The 18787-nt window shown below is 56.5% G+C and carries 18 protein-coding genes; 8 read left to right on the top strand and 10 right to left on the bottom strand.

Annotated elements, in window-relative coordinates; translation table 11 throughout:
* Window positions 1-5 precede the first annotated feature (5 nt).
* On the bottom strand, window positions 6-893 hold the full coding sequence (locus tag DSM117340_RS10465) for an alpha/beta hydrolase (RefSeq protein WP_089889396.1): 888 nt from the start codon (window positions 891-893) through the stop codon (window positions 6-8).
* A 217-nt stretch (window positions 894-1110) separates the two neighbouring features.
* Between DSM117340_RS10465 and DSM117340_RS10460 the strand changes: the two genes are divergently transcribed.
* The 6 genes from DSM117340_RS10460 to DSM117340_RS10435 all read left to right on the top strand — a co-directional run bounded on the left by DSM117340_RS10460 (window position 1111) and on the right by DSM117340_RS10435 (window position 6485).
* Window positions 1111-1398 (top strand): co-chaperone GroES, encoded by a 288-nt coding sequence (locus tag DSM117340_RS10460; RefSeq protein WP_089889399.1) that lies wholly within the window; start codon window positions 1111-1113, stop codon window positions 1396-1398.
* 33 nt (window positions 1399-1431) lie between these two features.
* On the top strand, window positions 1432-3075 hold the full coding sequence (gene groL, locus DSM117340_RS10455) for a chaperonin GroEL (protein ID WP_089889402.1): 1644 nt from the start codon (window positions 1432-1434) through the stop codon (window positions 3073-3075).
* Between the two features lie 142 nt (window positions 3076-3217).
* On the top strand, window positions 3218-3709 hold the full coding sequence (locus DSM117340_RS10450) for an N-acetyltransferase (protein WP_245724391.1): 492 nt from the start codon (window positions 3218-3220) through the stop codon (window positions 3707-3709).
* Window positions 3710-3712: 3 nt separating this feature from the next.
* Window positions 3713-4543 (top strand): DMT family transporter, encoded by an 831-nt coding sequence (locus DSM117340_RS10445; RefSeq protein ID WP_089889405.1) that lies wholly within the window; start codon window positions 3713-3715, stop codon window positions 4541-4543.
* Window positions 4544-4606: 63 nt separating this feature from the next.
* Complete coding sequence (locus DSM117340_RS10440) at window positions 4607-5338, top strand: alpha/beta fold hydrolase (RefSeq protein ID WP_089889407.1); 732 nt, start codon at window positions 4607-4609, stop codon at window positions 5336-5338.
* Window positions 5331-6485, top strand: coding sequence for an alpha-D-ribose 1-methylphosphonate 5-triphosphate diphosphatase (locus DSM117340_RS10435; RefSeq protein WP_089889410.1), 1155 nt, complete (start codon window positions 5331-5333; stop codon window positions 6483-6485). The genes DSM117340_RS10440 and DSM117340_RS10435 overlap by 8 nt, the downstream gene beginning before the upstream one ends.
* Here the strand turns inward: DSM117340_RS10435 and hpaH are convergent.
* The 8 genes from hpaH to DSM117340_RS10395 form a co-directional block, all read right to left on the bottom strand.
* On the bottom strand, window positions 6466-7260 hold the full coding sequence (gene hpaH, locus DSM117340_RS10430; RefSeq protein ID WP_089889413.1) for a 2-oxo-hept-4-ene-1,7-dioate hydratase: 795 nt from the start codon (window positions 7258-7260) through the stop codon (window positions 6466-6468). The genes DSM117340_RS10435 and hpaH overlap by 20 nt on opposite strands.
* Window positions 7257-8111, bottom strand: coding sequence for a fumarylacetoacetate hydrolase family protein (locus DSM117340_RS10425; RefSeq protein WP_089889416.1), 855 nt, complete (start codon window positions 8109-8111; stop codon window positions 7257-7259). The genes hpaH and DSM117340_RS10425 overlap by 4 nt, the downstream gene beginning before the upstream one ends.
* Before the next feature lie 10 nt (window positions 8112-8121).
* A complete protein-coding gene (hpaD, locus tag DSM117340_RS10420) occupies window positions 8122-9105 on the bottom strand; it encodes a 3,4-dihydroxyphenylacetate 2,3-dioxygenase (protein ID WP_354689586.1) in 984 nt (327 codons plus the stop codon).
* Window positions 9106-9131: 26 nt separating this feature from the next.
* Window positions 9132-10643, bottom strand: coding sequence for a 5-carboxymethyl-2-hydroxymuconate semialdehyde dehydrogenase (gene hpaE, locus DSM117340_RS10415; protein WP_089889422.1), 1512 nt, complete (start codon window positions 10641-10643; stop codon window positions 9132-9134).
* Between the two features lies 1 nt (window position 10644).
* Window positions 10645-11034 (bottom strand): 5-carboxymethyl-2-hydroxymuconate Delta-isomerase, encoded by a 390-nt coding sequence (locus tag DSM117340_RS10410; RefSeq protein ID WP_089889425.1) that lies wholly within the window; start codon window positions 11032-11034, stop codon window positions 10645-10647.
* A 229-nt stretch (window positions 11035-11263) separates the two neighbouring features.
* The gene (gene metG, locus DSM117340_RS10405) at window positions 11264-12976 is read right to left on the bottom strand and encodes a methionine--tRNA ligase (RefSeq protein WP_089889428.1); all 1713 of its coding nucleotides are present in this window, start codon (window positions 12974-12976) and stop codon (window positions 11264-11266) included.
* Window positions 12977-13121: 145 nt separating this feature from the next.
* Window positions 13122-14345 carry an MFS transporter gene (locus DSM117340_RS10400; RefSeq protein ID WP_089889431.1) on the bottom strand — a complete coding sequence of 408 codons (1224 nt, stop codon included), beginning with the start codon at window positions 14343-14345 and terminating at the stop codon, window positions 13122-13124.
* Window positions 14346-14440: 95 nt separating this feature from the next.
* Entirely contained in the window at window positions 14441-15046 is a 606-nt protein-coding gene (locus DSM117340_RS10395) for a flavin reductase family protein (RefSeq protein WP_089889433.1), read from the bottom strand.
* A gap of 80 nt (window positions 15047-15126) precedes the next feature.
* On the opposite strand from DSM117340_RS10395, the gene DSM117340_RS10390 reads away from it, so the two are divergent.
* Together DSM117340_RS10390 and DSM117340_RS10385 are read left to right on the top strand one after the other, a co-directional pair.
* Window positions 15127-15642: an N-acetyltransferase gene (locus DSM117340_RS10390; RefSeq protein ID WP_089889437.1), complete on the top strand. Its 516-nt coding sequence runs from the start codon at window positions 15127-15129 to the stop codon at window positions 15640-15642.
* A 31-nt stretch (window positions 15643-15673) separates the two neighbouring features.
* The gene (locus DSM117340_RS10385) at window positions 15674-16441 is read left to right on the top strand and encodes an EcsC family protein (protein ID WP_177170647.1); all 768 of its coding nucleotides are present in this window, start codon (window positions 15674-15676) and stop codon (window positions 16439-16441) included.
* 82 nt (window positions 16442-16523) lie between these two features.
* Here DSM117340_RS10385 and ptsP read toward each other — a convergent pair whose 3' ends face one another.
* Window positions 16524-18776 (bottom strand): phosphoenolpyruvate--protein phosphotransferase, encoded by a 2253-nt coding sequence (ptsP, locus tag DSM117340_RS10380; protein WP_089889440.1) that lies wholly within the window; start codon window positions 18774-18776, stop codon window positions 16524-16526.
* Between the last annotated feature and the right edge of the window lie 11 nt (window positions 18777-18787).

Raw genomic sequence — 18787 nt, 5'->3', positions numbered from 1 at the left:
CCTGCTCAGACTGTTTTGCGTACAAACTCTGATACGATTCGAACGATTTCAGGGGCAAGCAATGGGGTTATAATATGACCCATGCCTTTGATCGGATGATATGTGTTAGTCGGGATATGCGCTGCAATCTCGGCGCCGAGCGCGTGGGGAAGCAAGGTGTCATCCAAGCCATGTATCACACAGCAAGGCAGGGTCAGCGCTTTTAGTGCTGGCCGTCTGTCTGGTGCATCCATCGTTGCAAGGAGCTGGCGATTGATGCCGGCCGCCTTTGGCCCACCACGCAAATAGGCGCTTGCCGCCTGCGTTCTGATGTAACTTTCTTCAGCAGGGAAGCCTGGGCTGCCCCAGAGCCCATATTCGGCGACCAGAGCATCTTGAGCGGCTGTCAGGGAGGCATCGTCACGGGCAACAAGTTTTGGCAAGAGTTCGGCAACGGCTCCGCGCTCAACGAGCGGGCGGCAGGTGCTCATGATTATTGTGTCTGTCAGGAGGCGGTCGGCATGATTGAGGGCGAGAAGCTGCGCGATTGCTCCTCCCATCGATATACCAAAGATATGGGCGCGCTCGATATTGAGGGCATCCATGATTCCGATAACATCGTTGGCCATATCGGTAAGGGCGTAAGCGCTTCGAAATTGATCGCCCCGAATGGCCGCGGCGATAATGGCTTCAGCATCTGAGGGCACGCCCGCGTCATCAAACCGCTGAGAGAGGCCAACATCGCGATTGTCAAAAACGATTGTTCGAAAACTTGCCGCAACAAAGCCACTGATTAGGTTGTCCGGCCAATGGACGAGTTGTGTGCCGAGGCCGCGAATAAGTATGAGTGCGGGGTTTTGAACCTCGCCTCGATCCTCAACTTCCAGAGTGATACCATTGGCTTGTAGTTGCATTGGACGCCTCGCAAATCTTGATCAGAGGCTATGCTTTGTCTCTTTTGGGCGCAAGCTGGCACAGCAGGGGGGCGTGTTATAAAAAATTCATCGAGGCTTTCCTTGACTCACCTCTCCAGCGACCTTAGCTATGCCGCGTTGGCACTCGCAAGTAGTGAGTGCTAATACCCGATTGAACGGGTCTGAATTGAAACTCAAGCGTAAGGAGCCTCGAGAGATGGCATTTACACCGCTTCACGACCGCGTTGTCGTTCGCCGCGTAGAAGGCGAAGAAAAAACAGCTGGCGGCCTGATCATTCCCGAAAGCGCAAAAGAAAAGCCTGCTGAGGGCGAAGTTGTTTCCGTTGGTGCAGGCGCACGCGACGAAGGCGGCAACCGCGTTGCTATGGACGTCAAAGCAGGCGACCGCGTGATGTTCGGCAAATGGTCCGGCACAGAAGTCACGATCAATGGCGAAGAGCTTCTGATCATGAAAGAATCTGACATCATGGGCATTATTGCCTAACTGTCCCCCCGAAATTCAATTTAGGAGCAAACTATGTCAGCTAAAGACGTAAAGTTTGGAACCGACGCCCGCAACCGGATGCTCAAAGGTGTGAACATCCTTGCCGACGCGGTTAAAGTTACTCTCGGCCCGAAAGGCCGCAACGTTGTTCTGGACAAATCGTTCGGCGCACCACGCATCACAAAAGACGGTGTTTCTGTAGCCAAAGAGATCGAGCTTGAAGACAAGTTCGAAAACATGGGCGCACAGATGGTCAAAGAAGTGGCCTCACGCACCAATGATGAAGCTGGTGACGGTACAACAACTGCGACAGTTCTGGCGCAAGCCATTGTCAAAGAAGGCATGAAATCAGTTGCCGCTGGCATGAACCCGATGGACCTGAAGCGCGGTATCGACCTTGCAACAAGCAAAGTTGTTGAAGCGATCAAAGCGGCTGCACGTGACGTAACAGGCACAGATGAAGTTGCCCAAGTTGGCACGATCTCGGCCAATGGCGAGCGTGAAATCGGCCAGCAAATCGCAGATGCGATGCAAAAAGTTGGCAACGAAGGCGTGATCACTGTCGAAGAGAACAAGGGTCTGGAAACAGAAACTGTTGTTGTCGAAGGTATGCAGTTTGACCGCGGTTACCTGTCACCTTACTTCGTGACAAACCCAGACAAAATGGTTGCAGAACTCGAAGACTGCCTCATTCTCCTTCACGAGAAAAAGCTGTCTTCACTGCAAGCAATGGTTCCACTGCTTGAGCAAGTGATCCAGTCACAAAAGCCACTTCTCATCATCGCAGAAGACGTTGAAGGCGAAGCGCTTGCGACACTCGTTGTCAACAAACTTCGTGGCGGTCTGAAAATTGCAGCAGTTAAAGCACCTGGGTTCGGCGATCGCCGCAAAGCAATGCTGCAAGACATCGCGATCCTTACAGGCGGTCAAGTGATCTCTGAAGATCTCGGCATGAAGCTCGAGTCTGTCACAATGGACATGCTCGGCACGGCCAAGAAAATTTCCATCACCAAAGACGAAACAACAATCGTTGATGGCGCTGGCGAGAAAGCTGAGATTGAAGCACGTGTTGCTCAGATCCGCACGCAGATCGAAGAAACAACGTCTGACTACGACCGTGAAAAACTCCAAGAGCGTGTTGCCAAACTCGCAGGCGGCGTTGCGGTTATCCGCGTTGGCGGCATGACCGAAGTTGAAGTCAAAGAGCGCAAAGACCGCGTCGATGATGCCCTGAACGCCACACGTGCGGCTGTTCAAGAAGGTATCGTTGTTGGTGGTGGTGTTGCTCTCGTACAGGCAGCCAAAACGCTTGAAGGCCTCACAGGCGACAACAATGACCAGAACGTTGGTATCTCAATCGTTCGCAAAGCGATCGAAGCGCCTCTGCGCCAGATCGCCGAAAACGCTGGTGTTGACGGTGCGGTTGTTGCGGGCAAAATCCGCGAAAGCAGCGACCTCAAGTTCGGTTTCAACGCACAAACAGAAGAATATGGCGACATGTTCAAGTTCGGCGTTATCGACCCTGCGAAAGTCGTTCGTACAGCTCTGCAAGATGCGGCCTCAGTTGCTGGTCTTTTGATCACAACAGAAGCGATGGTTGCTGATCTGCCTGCCAAAGACGGCGGCGCAGCAGGCGGCGGCATGCCCGACATGGGCGGCATGGGCGGCATGATGTAAGCTACATTCCTTTAGGAATGTCAGCCGCCTTATCTGCACTTTGCGAAAGCAAAGATGTAGGTAGGGTTATGCTAAAGTAAATAAGAGGCGCTCCGAGAGGGGCGCCTCTTTTCTTATCATTCTAATGCGTTAGGCTCTCGCCATGAATACAGCTGTCTTCCCCTCCTTCTTGCGTCCCATGCGCGCTGATGAAACTTCAAAAGTTGATACTCTTTTGCGCATAGCTTTTGAGGGACCAAGTGAGGCGGAGCTGGTCATAAAGCTTCGAGAAGCTGGAGAGATGGCCGGTGAGATGGTCTTGCCGCTGGGCGATGAGCTCATAGGATATTACGCGCTCTCCAGAATGGTGCTGCCGAAAGAGTGGCTTTGCCTCGCGCCCGTGGCGATTAGGCCCGATTGGCAGCGGAAGAACCATGGCAAGCGGATGATCGGGCAGCTTGTGGCATGGGCTGAGGGTTCTGGGCAGCCTGTTGTCGTCTTGGGACAGCCTTACTTCTACGAATGTGCGGGCTTTTCGCGCGAACGAGCGGCGCAATTGGTGACGCCATACCCAAATGCGTACACCATGCTCGCAGGCGGAGAGGGCATACCAGAGGCAAAACTAATCTACCCCAAAGCCTTCGAAGGAGTGTAGCGCATGCGGCTGATCATTCTGGTGTCTATTACGATGTTGGCCTTCGCCGCCAACTCAATTTTCAACCGGATGGCGCTGGCTGAAAGTGAAGCCGGCGCGGCAAGCTTTGCTGCTCTGCGCTTGCTTTCGGGCGCGCTTATGTTGGTCGCAATTGTGCAATTGCGTGGACAAGCCAACTGGCGGCTCACAAATGTGGCTGGCCCTCTCTCGCTTCTGGCATATGTGATAGGATTTTCCTTTGCCTACCTCAGTCTGGATGCTGGCCTCGGTGCTCTTATTCTTTTTGGTGGGGTTCAGATAACTATGTTTGCAGGCGCGCTCTTGAGAGGCGAATCTGTGCCGACTATGCGCTGGGTAGGGGCAGGGTTCGCTTTTGCTGGTCTGAGCTTCTTGTTGTGGCCCAGTGGCACGACGCCCGTTCCCTTACTCGGGGCGGGGCTTATGCTTGGGGCGGCACTAGGCTGGGGTATCTACTCGCTCTTAGGGGCAGGTGCGGCAGACCCGTTGGGAGCCACTGCGCGCAATTTTCTTTGGGCTACGCCTCTGGGCCTATTGCCTGCGTTTTTCATGTGGGACGGAATGAGCCCTATTGGAGCTTTGCTTGCAGTTCTGTCGGGGGCTGTGACGTCAGGCCTCGGCTATGCTCTTTGGTATCGGGTCTTGCCTGAACTGCCTGCAAGCGTAGCCGCCGTCGCACAGCTAACGGTTCCTATTATCGCATTGGCGGGTGGTATCGTCTTTATTGGGGAAGAGTTGACTTGGCGCTTTCTGGTTGCGGCGCTGATGGTCTTGGGCGGCGTGGTCCTTTCGCTGTACCGCTCCAAAGCTGATTGAACCACGTGTGTTGAGGTTGCATTGCCTCTTTCAACACAGAAGCAGAATGGCTATCTGAGGCCCATGCGATATCTTTTGGCCCTTGTAATCTGCTGTCTGCCCGCTCTCTCGCGCGCTGAGTGCGTCGTGCTTTTGCATGGTCTGGCCCGAAGCGATATCTCGCTTTACCTGCTGGAAGAAGTGCTCGAAGAGCAGGGTTACAAAGTTGTACGCCCCAATTACCCCTCGACAAAAGAAACCATCGCGGCCCTGACCGCTGAGGTGCTGCCAGAAACAATTCAGGCTTGTGGCGGGGATAAGGTGCACTTTGTTACTCACTCGATGGGCGGCATTCTTGTGCGATACTTTCTAGCGGGTGATAGCATGCAAAATCTGGGACGTGTCGTGATGCTCGCACCACCCAACCAAGGCTCAGAAATTGTCGATGAGTTCGGAGATTGGGATGCTTTTGGCTGGTTTAATGGACCCGCAGGAAAGCAGCTTGGGACAGGGCCTGATGGTATTCCTGCACATTTGCCGGATGTCGATTTTGAGCTGGGAGTGATTGCGGGAAGCCGTTCACTTAGCCCAGTCTTTTCAGTGATCCTACCAGGCGAAGATGATGGTAAGGTGTCGGTTGCCTCAACCAAAGTCACAGGAATGACTGATCATATTGTTTTGCCCGTGACCCATACTTTTTTGATGAACAATCCGATCGTTGTTGCGCAGGTTCTTGAGTTTTTACGCAATGGAAAATTCGACCATGATCTCACGATGCTCGACATGGTCTTGGGAGAAGAACCTAGAGATGAGTGAATTGGCATTAAGATTGGTTGGGGGTGAAGTGCTTGGTCCCGATGGGCTTGCGCGTGAACCGCTTTCTTTTTCTGATGGCATCATTTGTGAAGCGGGTGGTCGCGAGGTCAATCTTGCTGGCTATATGGTGTTGCCAGGGTTGGTCGATATTCACGGTGATGGCTTTGAACGTCATCTCGCGATGCGCCGTGGTGCAATGAAAGACCTTGGCGCTGGGTTGCGAGCGGCTGAAGCTGAGCTTGCGGCCAACGGGATCACGACCGCTGTGATGGCGCAATTTTTCAGTTGGGAAGGCGGGTATCGCAGCGCGGAATTTGCTGCTCAATTCCTTGAGGCTTTGGCCCGCATAGCGGGCGAGGTCGTAACTGATTTGCGGGCACAGCTCCGGTTTGAGACCCATATGCTGGAGGACTATGCGCGCTTTGAAGCGCTCGTTGCACAATACGCTGTGGAGTATGTTGTTTTCAATGATCACGTCCCGCACGAGCGGCTTGCGAAAGGTCTTGTGCCTCGGCGACTGAACGGAATGGCCCTCAAGAGCCGCCGTAGCCCTGAGAAATTACATAATCTTCTTAAAAAAATGCATAGTGAGAGCGAATTGGTCCCTGCCGCTGTAGCTGGACTGGCCGAGCGGCTTGCGCTTCAAGCCGTGAAGCTAGGAAGTCATGATGACAAAACGCACGAAGACTGTTTGTTCTGGCAGCGAGCAGGTGTGACACTCTCCGAGTTTCCAGAGACCCTAGAGGCAGGCGAAGCAGCGAAAATTCTGGGGACAGGTGTAATCTTGGGGGCGCCCAATGTTGTGCGTGGCGGTAGCCACAACGGAAACGTGAGCGCAGTTGATTTGATCGCAATGGGCCATTGCGATGCGTTGGCGTCTGACTATCACTACCCGTCCCTCAGGCGTGCTGCATTTTTTGTCGAACAGGCGGGCCTTTGTGATCTAGCGAGTGCTTGGGCGCTGGTCTCTTCTGGCCCGGCGCGTCTGCTCGGACTTGAGGATCGGGGTGCACTGGCCATTGGCCAACGCGCGGATATCGTGATTGTGGAGGCCGAAAGCCGCCGTTTGGCAGCAACAATCGCAGGCGGGCGCATCAGCTATATGTCAGGCGATATTGCCAAACGGTTCATTCAAAGTGGCAACTGACAACGCCCCATGGCCCGAAGTCAGCTTCGATAAGTGTATCGGGTGGGCATTCAAGCGGGCGAATAAAGCTGCCTGAAAGGATAACTTGGCCTGCTTTGATGCTTTGGCCATAGATCTCCATACGCTTCGCCAGCCAAACAATGCCTTCTACGGGATCGTTGAGCACACCTGCGCCAAGCCCTGTCTCCTCGACTTGCCCGTTGGCAGACACAATCGCTCCGACCCATCGCAGATCTGTTGCGGGGTCAAAATGCCCTCGGCCTAGGACAATGCCCGCGTTTGCGGCGTTGTCTGAAATGGTGTCAAATATCTTGCGGTTCTGGCCAGACGCCGGATCGGCGCGTAGGATGCGGGTGTCTAGAATTTCGATGCTTGGAGTGACATATTCAGTCGCTGCTATGACCTCTTCGCGCGTGACGCGGCCCTTCAGTGGAGCCCTCATTACAAAGGCAATCTCGGCCTCGACACGCGGCTGGATGAAGCGGGCAGGGGGAATGCGCGCACCGTTTGAAAAAACCATGTTCTCAAGCAAAACACCGCTGTCAGGGATATCGATGTTAAGTGCCATCTGCATCGCACGCGAGGTGAGGCCGATTTTCCACCCGATGGTATTGAGGCCTTCGGCCTGCTTTTGCGCGACAAGTTCTGCCTGAATGGCGTATGCGTCGTCCATCGTAATCGTAGGATATGCGACAGAGAGTAAGCCCATTTGAATACCTGAATTTTCGGCCTCAAACAGTGCAACAGCTGCGGATTTTATTTCTGCTGGTGTCATTCGTCTCTCACCGTATTGCGAAGCTCACCGATGCCTTCAGCGGCAACAATGATCTCGTCTCCGGGCACAAGGAAACGCGGTGGATCAAACCGTGCGCCAGCGCCTGTAGGGGTTCCCGTGATGATGATATCGCCAGGAACCAGAGTGGTGAATGTTGAAATATATTCAATCTGACGGCGGATAGGGAAGAGCATCCGAGAGGTGCGATCATCTTGTCTTAACTCTCCATTCACGTGGGTTGTCAGGCGGATGTCATCAAGTTGCTCTGCCCGCTCAAATGGAACGAGCCAAGGGCCAATAGCGCCCGAGCTATCCCAGTTTTTGCCTTGGGTGACGTTGAACTTGGCGTGGCGCACCCAGTCGCGCAATGTGCCTTCATTGCAGAGGCTAAGCGCGGCGATATGGTCATAGGCATCGGCTTGTAAGATGCGCCTGCCGCCCTTTCCGATTATGATGGCGATCTCGCCTTCATAATCCAGCTGCGGCGTTTCTGGCGGTCGTACGAGCGCTTCATCATGGCCCGTAAAGCTGCGCGCAAAGCGCGGGAATAGCGACATGTTCTGCGGGGCATCCTGCCCGTCTTTATACTCGGCGTTGCGATCAGGGAAATTGACGCCGACGCAGATAATTTTCTCAGGGTTCGGTACCGGGATAGCGTAGGTAAAGCTGTCGTTGGGGTGCGTGACGGCGCGACCTTGAGCTTCTTTTGCAAGGGAGGGCAGGCCAGCTGCGTTCACGACATCTCGCATGGTCGCCCAATCTGGAAAGCTTGGCGAGAGGGCTGTGAAGCCTGCTTCGGAAACTGCTCCGTAGAGCTGCGTATTGCCCGTATTTACTGTAGCAAATTTCATCGAATTCCCCCTATGGCGCAATAATCGGACTGGCTTTGATCTGGCTGTCGCGAGTTTCGGCGCCAACGAACTTTGTCCCATGTTCAAACCAGCAGCGTGGCGCAGCAGCGCCCCATAGGGTCTGTCGTTGGGGGTCTTGAAGGTCCCATTTTATGGGCTCAAGGTCTGGATCAACCGTTTGATAATCCGAGCAATAAATCTCGATTCGGTGGCCATCAGGATCAAGGATATAGAGGAAAAAGGCGTTGGAAATTCCGTGCCGCCCGGGGCCGCGCTCGATGTTATTCACGTAGCCTGTGGTTGCCATTAGATCGAGTAGATCAATGATATTGAGTGGGGTTGGCACCCAGAAGGCAACATGGTGCATGCGTGGCCCAGTTCCATTCGTGAAGGCCATGTCGTGCACGCCTCCTTTGCGGTGCATCCAGGCGGCCCAGAGCTTCTTGCTCTCTTCATCCTCGGTGTATTCCGTGACGCGGAAGCCAAACTCGCTATAGAATGCAACAGAGGCGTCAACATCGGGTGAGAAGCAGTTGAAATGATCAATGCGCAGTGGCTTCACCCCGCGGTAGAGCGCGTATTTTTGATGGATCGGGGCAAGGCGGTCCATTTTGTGATAGAATTCGAGCGGGATGCCTAAATTGTCAGAGGTCAACAGGGTCCGGCCTTGATAGGGGCGCTCAACCCATGACGTTGGGCGGCCCTTTGATTTGAAGAATGCTTCGGCTCTGTCAAGATCACCCTCGTCAAACGTCTTGAAGCCCATGACTTCAACGGTGCCAGGCTCATCGGACTTTTGTAGGATGATGCAATGATGCCCCCGCTCTTCCATAGCGCGCAGGTAGATGTGCGTGTCGCTCTCATCGGTGATCTGAAGCCCAAGAATGTCAGTGTAGAAGGTCTTGGAAACTGTAAGGTCTTTCACATTGAGGCAAGTATGGGAAAGCCGTATCGTGTTGAAATCAGGGTAAAGATTAGGGGCGGGAACGGGCATGCTATGTCTCCGATTTGTCTATGATATCAAGCGCCAAGGCGAGGAATGCTGTGCTCTCCGATGGCAAAGCCGATATGCTTTTGCTCCATGTAGAATTCAAAGCTCCAATCCCCGCCATCACGGCCGATTCCAGACGCTTTGACCCCACCAAACGGCGTGGGGAGGTGGCGTACATTCTCTGAGTTAACCCAGATCATGCCAGCTTCTAGCTTGTCTGTGAAGCGCATGGCGCGGATGATGTCTTGGGTCCAGACATAGCCTGTGAGGCCGTAGTCCACGCCGTTGGCGATCTCGAGGGCTTCCCCTTCGGTTTCAAATATCAGCGTGGTCAGAACGGGGCCGAAAATCTCCTCCTGAGCGATTCGCATATCAGGCGTAGCGTTTGTGAAGAGGGTCGGGCGCACATAATGGCCTTTGCCTTGGGGGGCTTTGCCGCCGGCTGCAATTGTGGCGCCGTCTTTTTGTGCGATATCAAAATAAGAGCAGACTTTTTCGAAGTGTGTCTGATGGATGAGCGGCCCTATTTCTGTATTCCTATCAAGGGGATGGCCGACGCGAATACTGTTCACACGGGCTACGAGCTTGTCAATAAATTCGCCTGCAATGCTCTTTTGTAAGAGCAAACGGGACGAAGATGTGCAGCGTTCTCCGTTTAGGGAGTAGATCATGAAGATGGCGGCGTCGAGGGCGCGGTCCAGATCGGCATCATCAAAAACGATGACCGGATTCTTACCGCCCAGTTCGAAGTGCACGCGCTTTAGCGATTCGGAGCCTTGGCGCATGATCATGGAGCCTGTTTTGCTCTCGCCGACAAAGGCGATGGCTTTGATCAGTTTGTGCTCGGTGAGCGCCTTTCCAGCGTCTTCGCCAAAACCGTTCACGAGGTTCCAAACCCCGTCAGGCAAGCCTGCGTCATGAGCGATTTCACAGAGGATGCTGGCCGTCACGGGGCTGAATTCGGCGGGCTTATGGACAACAGTGCACCCCGCAGCCAAAGCGGGCGCGATTTTCCATGTCGAGAGCATAAACGGCGTATTCCAAGGCGTGATCACGCCAACAGGGCCGATGGGCACGCGGGTTGTTACGTTCATGAGTGTGGGCGAGGGCAGCGACTGTCCATCACGGGCAGCAGGCGCACGGTCGGCAAAGAAGCGGAAATTCTCCGCACCGCGCAGCGCGGCCTTTGACATAAATCTAAGCGGCTGGCCTGTATCGAGACACTCGGCAAAAGCGATTTCTTCGGCGCGGGCTTCAATCCCGTCGGCTATTTTATGGAGTATTTTCTTGCGGTTGGTGGCAGGTAAGTCGCGCCATGCAGCGAAGGCCGCGTGCGCTGAACGCGCGGCGGCGTCGATATCCGCAGCACCCGATTTGGCCACATGACAGAGGAATTCTTCATCCACAGGGGAATGGTTTTCAAAGGTTTCACCAGAGAGCGCGGGGACGGACTTGCCGCCAATATGGTTCATCACGCCACCCTCTTTGAAACGGGCGAGATAGGCTTCTGCTTTGGTGATATTGGCGCTCAATTCGCTCATGTCAGCTCTCTTTCTTCAGGTGGTCACGGATGCTGCCAGCTTTGGGAGACAGGCGCGCGTCGATGTCACGCATTTCCATGGACAATGCGATAGAATGGGTTGCCATGCTCGGCGCAAGAAATGCCTCCAAGGCCTTGAAAATATGAGCAACTGCACTCTCTTTTGCAGTCTGATCGCGGCCTTCGCGCAGGCGGATCGACAGATCCAGAAAGGCGTGGTCTGGATTGCCATCGGCGATGCTCACATGATCGGCTCGAAAGGCGCGGATCCGGATACCAGCGAGTGGAAACAATCCTGTTTCAATCGCTGCGAGGCGGAGCGTCTCAAGCAGTGCAGGCATGTGCACAAGCGCTTCAAGATTGGCCGAATATTCTATGGAAAAATGCGGCATGTCGGCTGGCTCCTCTCTTCTTGTTAACATGTTAAATAGAGAGGGGGCGCTACGTCAAGTCTTAACTGAGTGTTCCAGCTGCGCCCCGCTTGGTTAAGGGCGCAAGAATGGGCTGATTCTAGGGGGGTGATAAGCGTGCACAACCCGTGCACAAAGCGTGCACCGCCCAAAGCAGGGCTGCGTTAAGAGAAAATTAGACAATGGGCCGTGCGGTGGGTTTGCGCAGTGTTTAGGTGCGAATACCCGAGAACTTTGCCGCCCAGTCTGCGCGCTCTTCATCTGTGATTTTGGCAAAAAGATTGTCAGGCACAGCGAATTCATGGCCCGCCTCAAGACTGCCCAGAGCTGCAGCAACATCATCGGGCCAGCTTGTGTCGAGCGTGTTCATCGCAACAAAGAGCTTGGCAGCGGTTGTCGGGATAAAGGGCGCGGAGAGCACGGCATAGAGGCGGATCAGATTGAGCGCGAGGCGGATTTGCGCGGCTGCGCGATCTGGGTCTTCTTTAAAGACCGACCACGGCGCGGCCTCTTGCAGATATTCGTTGCCAGCGGCCCAGATCGCGCGCAGCTCGGCTGCGGATTTGCGCACATCCATCGCTTCCATATGGCTCTCATAGGCGCGGATGCGCTTTGTGAGATCGGCGATCAGGGCGTGCTCGGCAGGGCCATACTCGCCTGCGCTTGGCACGGTTTCGTCAAACTTACTGCGGCAGAATTTGGTGACGCGCGAGACGAAGTTGCCCAAGACATCAGAGAGGTCTTTGTTGACGGCGGCTTGGAAGTTCTCCCATGTGAACTCAGCATCCGAGCTCTCGGGCGCGTGGGACAAAAGCCACCAGCGCCACACGTCAGCTGGCAGAATTTCCAGCGCTTGGTCCATGAAGACGCCACGGCCACGCGATGTGGAGAACTGGCCGCCTTCGTAATTGAGGTAGTTGAAGCTTTTGATGTAATCGACGAGCTTCCACGGCTCGCCCGAGCCCAGAATGGTCGCGGGGAAAGAGAGCGTGTGGAAGGGGACGTTATCCTTGCCCATGAACTGGGTGTAGGTCACATCATCGGCGCCTTTGTCGGTGCGCCACCAGCGCTCCCAATCAGAGCCTTTACCTGCATCGACCCATTCTTGGGCACAGGCGATGTATTCGATTGGCGCATCAAACCAGACGTAGAAGACCTTGCCCTCCATGCCGGGCCAGTCCTCTGTTCCGTTTTTGACGGGAATGCCCCAGTCCAGATCGCGGGTGATGCCGCGGTCTTGCAGGCCGTCGCCGTCATTGAGCCATTTGTTGGCGATGGAGGTTGTGAGCACGGGCCAGTCAGATTTGGAGTTGATCCATGCTTGCAGATCGTCTCGCAGGTTGGATTGCTTGAGGTAGAGGTGCTTTGTTTCGCGCTCTTCCAGATCGGTTGCGCCAGAGACGGAGGAGCGCGGATTGATCAGGTCGGTCGGGTCGAGCTGTTTTGTGCAATTGTCGCATTGATCGCCGCGCGCATCTTCAAAGCCGCAATTGGGGCAGGTGCCTTCGATGTAGCGATCTGGCAGAAAGCGGCCATCGGCTTGGGAGTAGATCTGTGTTTCACTGACCTCTTTGATCAGGCCTTGGCTGGCGAGAGCGCCTGCGAAGTGCTGTGTGAGTGCGTGGTTTTGGGCGCTGGAGGAACGGCCGAAGTGATCAAAGCTGAGGCCGAAGCCATCGGCGATCTTGGCTTGGACATCATGCATCTCGGCGCAATAGTCCGCGACCGGCTTGCCAGCCTTTGCGGCGGCGAGTTCGGCGGGGGTTCCGTGTTCGTCTGTGGCGCAGAGGAAGAGCACCTCATGGCCACGTTGGCGCAGGTAGCGGGCGTAGAGATCGGCGGGGAGCTGGGAGCCGACGAGATTGCCCAGATGTTTGATCCCGTTGATGTAGGGGATTGCCGAGGTGATGAGGTGACGTGCCATCTGGGGAGCCTTTGTTTTGCGCTTTGGGCGGTGTTTAGCTGAAGGTGGCGCGGGGTTCTATAGGTTTCGAATTATGCTTCGCAAAATCCGACCGAGGGGGGCAGGGCTCCCGCACCCCTTAGGATATTTCTGTAAAGGAAAGAGATCAGGATTTGTCGCGGCTGCGGCCCAAGAGCCGGCCGATCGTGAAGGAGGTGCGTGGGGCGTAGATATAGGGTGTGCGTTCTGTCGGGCTTGAGCGGGAGCGCATGCGGGCGAGGCCGAAGACGGCGAGGCCTGCGTGGCCTACGGCGATCATGATGAAAAGGGCGGGCGGGCCGAAGGCTTCCATCAGGTAGGAGGCTGCGAGGGGCGCGGCGATGGCGCCTGTCGCGAACCAGAACATGAGGGCGGCGGAGAGCTCAACACGTTCTTCTGAGGTTGCGAAGTCATGGGCGTGGGCAGCGGCGACCGAGTAGATGGGGAAGGTTGTGAGGCCGAAGAAGGCTGCGTTGAGCAGGATACCTGTTGTGGTGAGGTCTTGCAGCAGGGCTGTTGAGGCGCAACTTAGGATGGCCGCGAGGGAGAGCCAGATCAGCACCCAGCGTCGGTCGTATTTGTCGGCGAGCCAGCCGATGGGGTATTGGGCGAGCGCGCCGCCGAGGACAAATGCTGCAAGGAATGTGGCAATTTGGGTCACTTCCAAGCCCACCTCCTGACCGTAAACAGGACCGACCATGCGAAATGAAGCCGAGCTGAGCGCGGCGACGACCACACCGACCGCAGCAAGGGGCGAACGGCTCACCGCCAGCATTGGGCGGAGGCGGGGCGCATCTGGGGTTTCGGGCTGGGTTGCAGTGGTCAGGGTGAGCGGCAGCAGGGCCGCGCAGCAGAGCATCGCAAGGATCGAGTAAGACATGTAGTGGGCCGGGGCGAGAAAGCCGATCAGCAATTGGCTGAAAAGCGAGCCGCTCATATCGACGATGCGGTAGACCCCCATCGTACGGCCACGCGTTTCGTTGGTGACTTTGGCTTGAAGCCAAGCCTCGATCACAGTGTAGCAGCCCGCCACGCAGAGGCCTGAGGCCACGCGCATTACCGCCCAGGCATACGGTCCAATGAGGATATAGTGGGCCAGCAGGGCTATTGCACCGAGAGCTGTGAACGCAGCAAACGCGCGGCTGTGCCCGACCGAGCCCATGAGACGGGGGGCCCACCAGCAGCCAATAAAGAAACCCAGAAAATGCGCCGAGCCCAAAAGGCCGATTTCGGCGCGCGAGAACCCGAGCGCAATGCCCGAAAGCGCATCAAGCGGGCCTACGCCGCCCGTTGAGAGCTGCAAGAGCGCCACTGACATAAACAGGGCGGCGAAGGAAACAAGAAGGCGCATATTGCCTTCACCATCGCAGGGGCAGGCTTGAGCGCAAGCAGGTTTTCGACTTCAAGGTGTCGTATTTGCCTGCTTGCCCAGATCGCCTTTGGGCCTCAGTCGTCGGGACGGGACAGCTCGAAGACCTCGCGCACGAGAGTATACTCGCGGTAACCCATGCGGGCCAGCGGGGTAAAGCGGGTCGAGTCAAACTTGCCATCGACAATGCAATCGTCACGCATATGTATGCCGGTGACTTCGCCGATCACTACATAATTGGCGGCACCACGGCTTTTGTGAATGTCGACAAGCTTGCATTCCATTGCGGCGGGCGCGCCGTCAAGGCGGGCGCAGTCAATTGTTTCACATGCGGCGCGGCTCAGCCCTGCGTGATCAAATTCAGAAACACCTGCGGCCAAGGTTTGCGAACTTGCGTTCATCGCGTCGGTTGCGGCTTCTTCAACTAGGTTCACACAGAAGACGCCGCTTTCGCGGATGTTGGCGAGCGTGTCTTTGGTTCCGTCGCGGTCTTCTTTCACGCCAGTGGAGGCGAACATGACCTGTGGCGGCTCATAGGCTGCGCCTGAAAAGAACGAATAGGGCGCGAGATTGTCCACGCCAGCGCTGCCGCGCGTCGAAATCCAAGCGATCGGACGGGGAACAATCAGGGCATTAAACGGATTGTGCGGCAGGCCGTGGCCATCCTCTGGGCGGAAAAACATTGCGCGTGCTCCTTTGCAGTATTTGCCCCGTGCATAGCGGCGTGTTAGGGGCGTTTCCAGCGCAAAGGAGATTGCACCGCGTGATCAAGCTGAGCCCAGAGACGCCCGAGGAGGGCTGGGAAGTGGAAACTCTCTATGACCTGTGCTTTGCACCGGGGCGTGAGGGCTTGTCCTCTTATCGCTTGCGCGACGGCGTGGCCCCCGTGGCGGGACTGAGCCATGTGGCGCGTGACGAGTTTGGCGAACTGGCGGGCGCTATTCGCTATTGGCCCGTTCTGATTGAACCAGTGCAGACGAGCTCGGGGCGTGCGCAGTGCGTTCGTGCTTTGCTCCTTGGCCCTGTGGCGGTTCACCCGACACGTCAGGGCGAGGGCGTTGGCGGTTTGCTGATCCGCCAGAGCCTTGCCAAGGCGGGTGAGACGGGCTGGGCGCGGGTGATGCTGGTGGGGGATGCCCCCTATTACGCGCGCTTCGGGTTTACGCCGCTTGCAGGCGTTGAAATGCCACCACCAACCAACCCAGCTCGGGTTTTGGGATATGAGCTTGAGGCTGGCGCCTGGAGCGGGATCGTGGGGAAAGTGCAGAAGGACGCTTGAAAAAGCTGTGCCTGTGCCCGATCTCTTATCTATGAGCTATGGTATTGAAATTCTGGGTGCGCCCCTGCCTGACGGGGATGTTGAGGCGGAGCTGAGCGCTTTGGCGCAGCGCTATAGGGGCGCAGGCGGGCTGGTGATTGATTTGCTCAATACGGCAGGTGGGCAGGCCGACGGCCTGCTGGAGCGGCTGCCAGCACCTGTTAGAGCAGGGCTTGAATCGCAGACCACACGCGCCCTAGAGCTGGCTTTGGAGGCGGCGAGCCGCTCGCGTAAGACTGTGGCAGGCGAACCAAGCTGGATGACACGCGCGCTCACAACTGCGATGGGCGCGGCAGGCGGGTTTGGCGGGCTACCCTCTGCATTGGCTGAGCTGCCAGTGACGACAACGGTGCTCTTGCGCGCGATCCAGACTATTGCGGAAGAGCATGGCTTTGACACGCGGGAAGCCGCCGTCAAATACGATTGCATCACAGTGTTTGCGGTGGCGGGGCCGCTTGAGGACGATGACGGAGCCGATCTGGCCTTTCTGTCAACGCGGCTTCTCGTCAATGGTACAGCGGTGAGCGGGCTGATCGCGCGGATTGCGCCGCGGCTTTCTGTGGTGCTGGGGCAGAAATTGGCTGCCCAGACTGTGCCTGTCTTGGGCGCGGCGGCTGGGGCGGCGACGAATTATGCCTATACAAGTTATTATCAGGATATGGCGCATGTGCATTTCGGGTTGCGGCGTCTGTCGATCAATGCAGATCTTGGCCATGACGAGATACTCGCACGTTTCCGTGCTAAGATTAAACGCGGCTAGTCTTGAGACAGCTCTTTTTTCTTTCTGAAAATATCCTCGCCGAAGACATCAATGTTGGCCGCCCGAAGGGCGGCGCAAAGCCTCAATTCAGATTGCGCAGATACTCTACAACGGCGGGGCGCACGGATTGTTGGCCCTCTTGGGCGGCTGCCTCGATGAGCGCTTTTACGGCCTCAAGATCGACGCGGCGCAGGAGGCTTTTGACAGGGCCGATTGAAGCGGGGCGCATGGAAAGGCTCCGCAGGCCAATGGCGGCGAGGCAGACGGCCTCGACGGGGCGTCCTGCGTCTTCTCCACAAAAACTGAGCGCTGTTCCCGATGCGTCGCAGCGTTTGACGATGCCCTCGAGGAAAGTGAGGAAGCTGACATTGAGCGTGTCATAGCGGCGGCGAACGCGTTCGTTTTCGCGGTCTGCGGCGAAGAAGAACTGCTTGAGATCATTGCCACCGATAGAGAGGAAATCGACCTCGTCAAAGAACTTGTCTGGCGCGAAAGCGAGGGAGGGTGTCTCGAGCATGGCGCCGATTTCTAGGCTTGACGGCAGGGCATGGCCTAGAGCGCGCTCACGGGCGAGGGCCTTGTCCATCTCAACGCGTGCGGCACGGTATTCTTCAAACTGTGCCACGAAAGGGAACATAACAGTTAAGGGCCTGCCATTGGCGGCGCGCAGGAGCGCTTGCAACTGCATCCGCATGATGCCCGGTTTGTCGAGGCCCACACGGATTGCGCGCCAGCCAAGCGCGGGGTTTGGCTCGTCGTTGGGCTTCATATAGGGCAGGACTTTGTCCGAGCCGATATCAAGTGTGCGAAAGACCACACGCTTGCCTTGGGCGGCGTCTAGAACGCGGGCATAGAGGGCTGACAGTTCTGAGCGGCGCGGCATCTGGTTGCGCACGAGGAACTGAAGCTCTGTGCGAAAGAGACCGACGCCTTCTGCGCCTGAGCTGTCGAGAGAGGGCAGATCGGCCATGAGGCCAGCGTTCATCGTGAGGGCGATGGTCTGTCCATCAAGGCTTGTGGCGGGTTTTTCCCTGATGGAAGTATAGCGCTCTTGGGCTTGGGCCTGCATCGCGATTTTGTCGCGGAAGGCCGCCACCACAGTGTCATCGGGGCGCAGATGCGCGACACCTTGGTCGCCGTCGACCATGATGTGATCGCCATTGAGCGCTTCTGTCGTGATGCGGGAGGCGTGGATAATCAACGGGATCGCCAGCGCGCGGGCAACAATGGCTGCGTGGCTGCCGACGGAGCCTTCTTCGAGAACGATGGCCTTTAGTGAACGGCCATAATCTAGCAGTTCGGCAGGCCCGATGTTGCGCGCGATCAAGACTGGATCAGGCGGCATTTCTGCCCCAGTTTCTAGCCCTTGGCCTGTCAGGATGCGCAGGAGGCGATTGGAAAGGTCATCCAGATCATGCAGGCGTTCGCGCAGATAGGCGTCGGTGACCTGCTGCATACGGGCGCGGGCGGTGGACTGTTCCTTTTCAACCGCAGCTTCAGCCGAAAGGCCGCGACCTATGTCTTGCTCCATGCGGCTCATCCAGCCTTTGGAGTTGGCAAACATGCGGTAGGCTTCGAGCACATCTAGCTGCTCTTTGCCGCCGCCGCGCGCGCCTGCGAGCATTTTGTCGACACCGACGCGCAGTTCTTCAACGGCCTCGCTGAGGCGTTCAAATTCGCGATGCGGGTCTTCGGCGATGGGATTGGTTACAACAACACGCGGCTCGTGTAGCCAGACATGGCCCTCGGCGGCGCCTTCTTGTCCTGTCGCACCACGCACAAGCACAGGCTGGGTGTGGCGTGCCGACAAGGCAGCGCCTTCACCAATGAAAGCACCAAGCTCAGCCATTTCGGCCAGAACCATCGCAACGACTTCAAGAGCGTCGACTTCTTCATCGGCGAATTGGCGGGCGTCTTTGGTCTGGACTACGAGTACGCCGAGCTTTTCACCAAGGCGTTGGATTGGCACGCCGAGGAAACTTGAATAAATTTCTTCGCCCGTCTCTGGCATAAACCGAAAACCGCGCTCTGAGGGGGCGTCTGGCGTGTTAATCCGCTGCCCTTTGCGGGCGACGAGCCCGACAAGACCTTCGCCCATTTTCATGCGGGTTTGGTGTACGGATTCGGCCTTTAGGCCCTCTGTTGCGCAGAGTTCGAGTGTCTCTTCATCGCGGAAAAGATAAACTGAGCAGACCTCAGAGTGCATTTCTTCGGCGATCAGCTTGGTGATTGTATCAAGCCGCGTCTGGCCTGCGCTGTCTTCGGCCATAACCCCACGCAAACGGCCCAGCATTTGCCGGCTGTCTGTTTTGATCGGGTCTTGTTGTTCACTCATATCACAACGGG

The organism is Lentibacter algarum, assembly GCF_040580765.1.
Taxonomy (GTDB): Bacteria; Pseudomonadota; Alphaproteobacteria; order Rhodobacterales; family Rhodobacteraceae; genus Lentibacter; species Lentibacter algarum.
Note: the sequence above shows the minus strand (reverse complement) of the source record. Positions and strands in the feature narration are given on the sequence as shown.

Bases quoted from the DNA above. Each gene is read 5' to 3' on its own strand.
- DSM117340_RS10400 (WP_089889431.1), bottom strand. From the start codon at position 14,345: ATGCGCCTTCTTGTTTCCTTCGCCGCCCTGTTTATGTCAGTGGCGCTC.
- groL (WP_089889402.1), top strand. From the start codon at position 1,432: ATGTCAGCTAAAGACGTAAAGTTTGGAACCGACGCCCGCAACCGGATG.
- hpaH (WP_089889413.1), bottom strand. From the start codon at position 7,260: ATGACACCAGCAGAAATAAAATCCGCAGCTGTTGCACTGTTTGAGGCC.
- DSM117340_RS10395 (WP_089889433.1), bottom strand. From the start codon at position 15,046: ATGTTTTTCCGCCCAGAGGATGGCCACGGCCTGCCGCACAATCCGTTT.
- metG (WP_089889428.1), bottom strand. From the start codon at position 12,976: ATGGCACGTCACCTCATCACCTCGGCAATCCCCTACATCAACGGGATC.
- DSM117340_RS10440 (WP_089889407.1), top strand. From the start codon at position 4,607: ATGCGATATCTTTTGGCCCTTGTAATCTGCTGTCTGCCCGCTCTCTCG.
- ptsP (WP_089889440.1), bottom strand. From the start codon at position 18,776: ATGAGTGAACAACAAGACCCGATCAAAACAGACAGCCGGCAAATGCTG.
- hpaE (WP_089889422.1), bottom strand. From the start codon at position 10,643: ATGAGCGAATTGAGCGCCAATATCACCAAAGCAGAAGCCTATCTCGCC.
- DSM117340_RS10410 (WP_089889425.1), bottom strand. From the start codon at position 11,034: ATGCCGCATTTTTCCATAGAATATTCGGCCAATCTTGAAGCGCTTGTG.
- DSM117340_RS10465 (WP_089889396.1), bottom strand. From the start codon at position 893: ATGCAACTACAAGCCAATGGTATCACTCTGGAAGTTGAGGATCGAGGC.
- DSM117340_RS10385 (WP_177170647.1), top strand. From the start codon at position 15,674: ATGAGCTATGGTATTGAAATTCTGGGTGCGCCCCTGCCTGACGGGGAT.
- DSM117340_RS10460 (WP_089889399.1), top strand. From the start codon at position 1,111: ATGGCATTTACACCGCTTCACGACCGCGTTGTCGTTCGCCGCGTAGAA.
- DSM117340_RS10445 (WP_089889405.1), top strand. From the start codon at position 3,713: ATGCGGCTGATCATTCTGGTGTCTATTACGATGTTGGCCTTCGCCGCC.
- DSM117340_RS10435 (WP_089889410.1), top strand. From the start codon at position 5,331: ATGAGTGAATTGGCATTAAGATTGGTTGGGGGTGAAGTGCTTGGTCCC.
- DSM117340_RS10450 (WP_245724391.1), top strand. From the start codon at position 3,218: ATGAATACAGCTGTCTTCCCCTCCTTCTTGCGTCCCATGCGCGCTGAT.
- hpaD (WP_354689586.1), bottom strand. From the start codon at position 9,105: ATGCCCGTTCCCGCCCCTAATCTTTACCCTGATTTCAACACGATACGG.
- DSM117340_RS10425 (WP_089889416.1), bottom strand. From the start codon at position 8,111: ATGAAATTTGCTACAGTAAATACGGGCAATACGCAGCTCTACGGAGCA.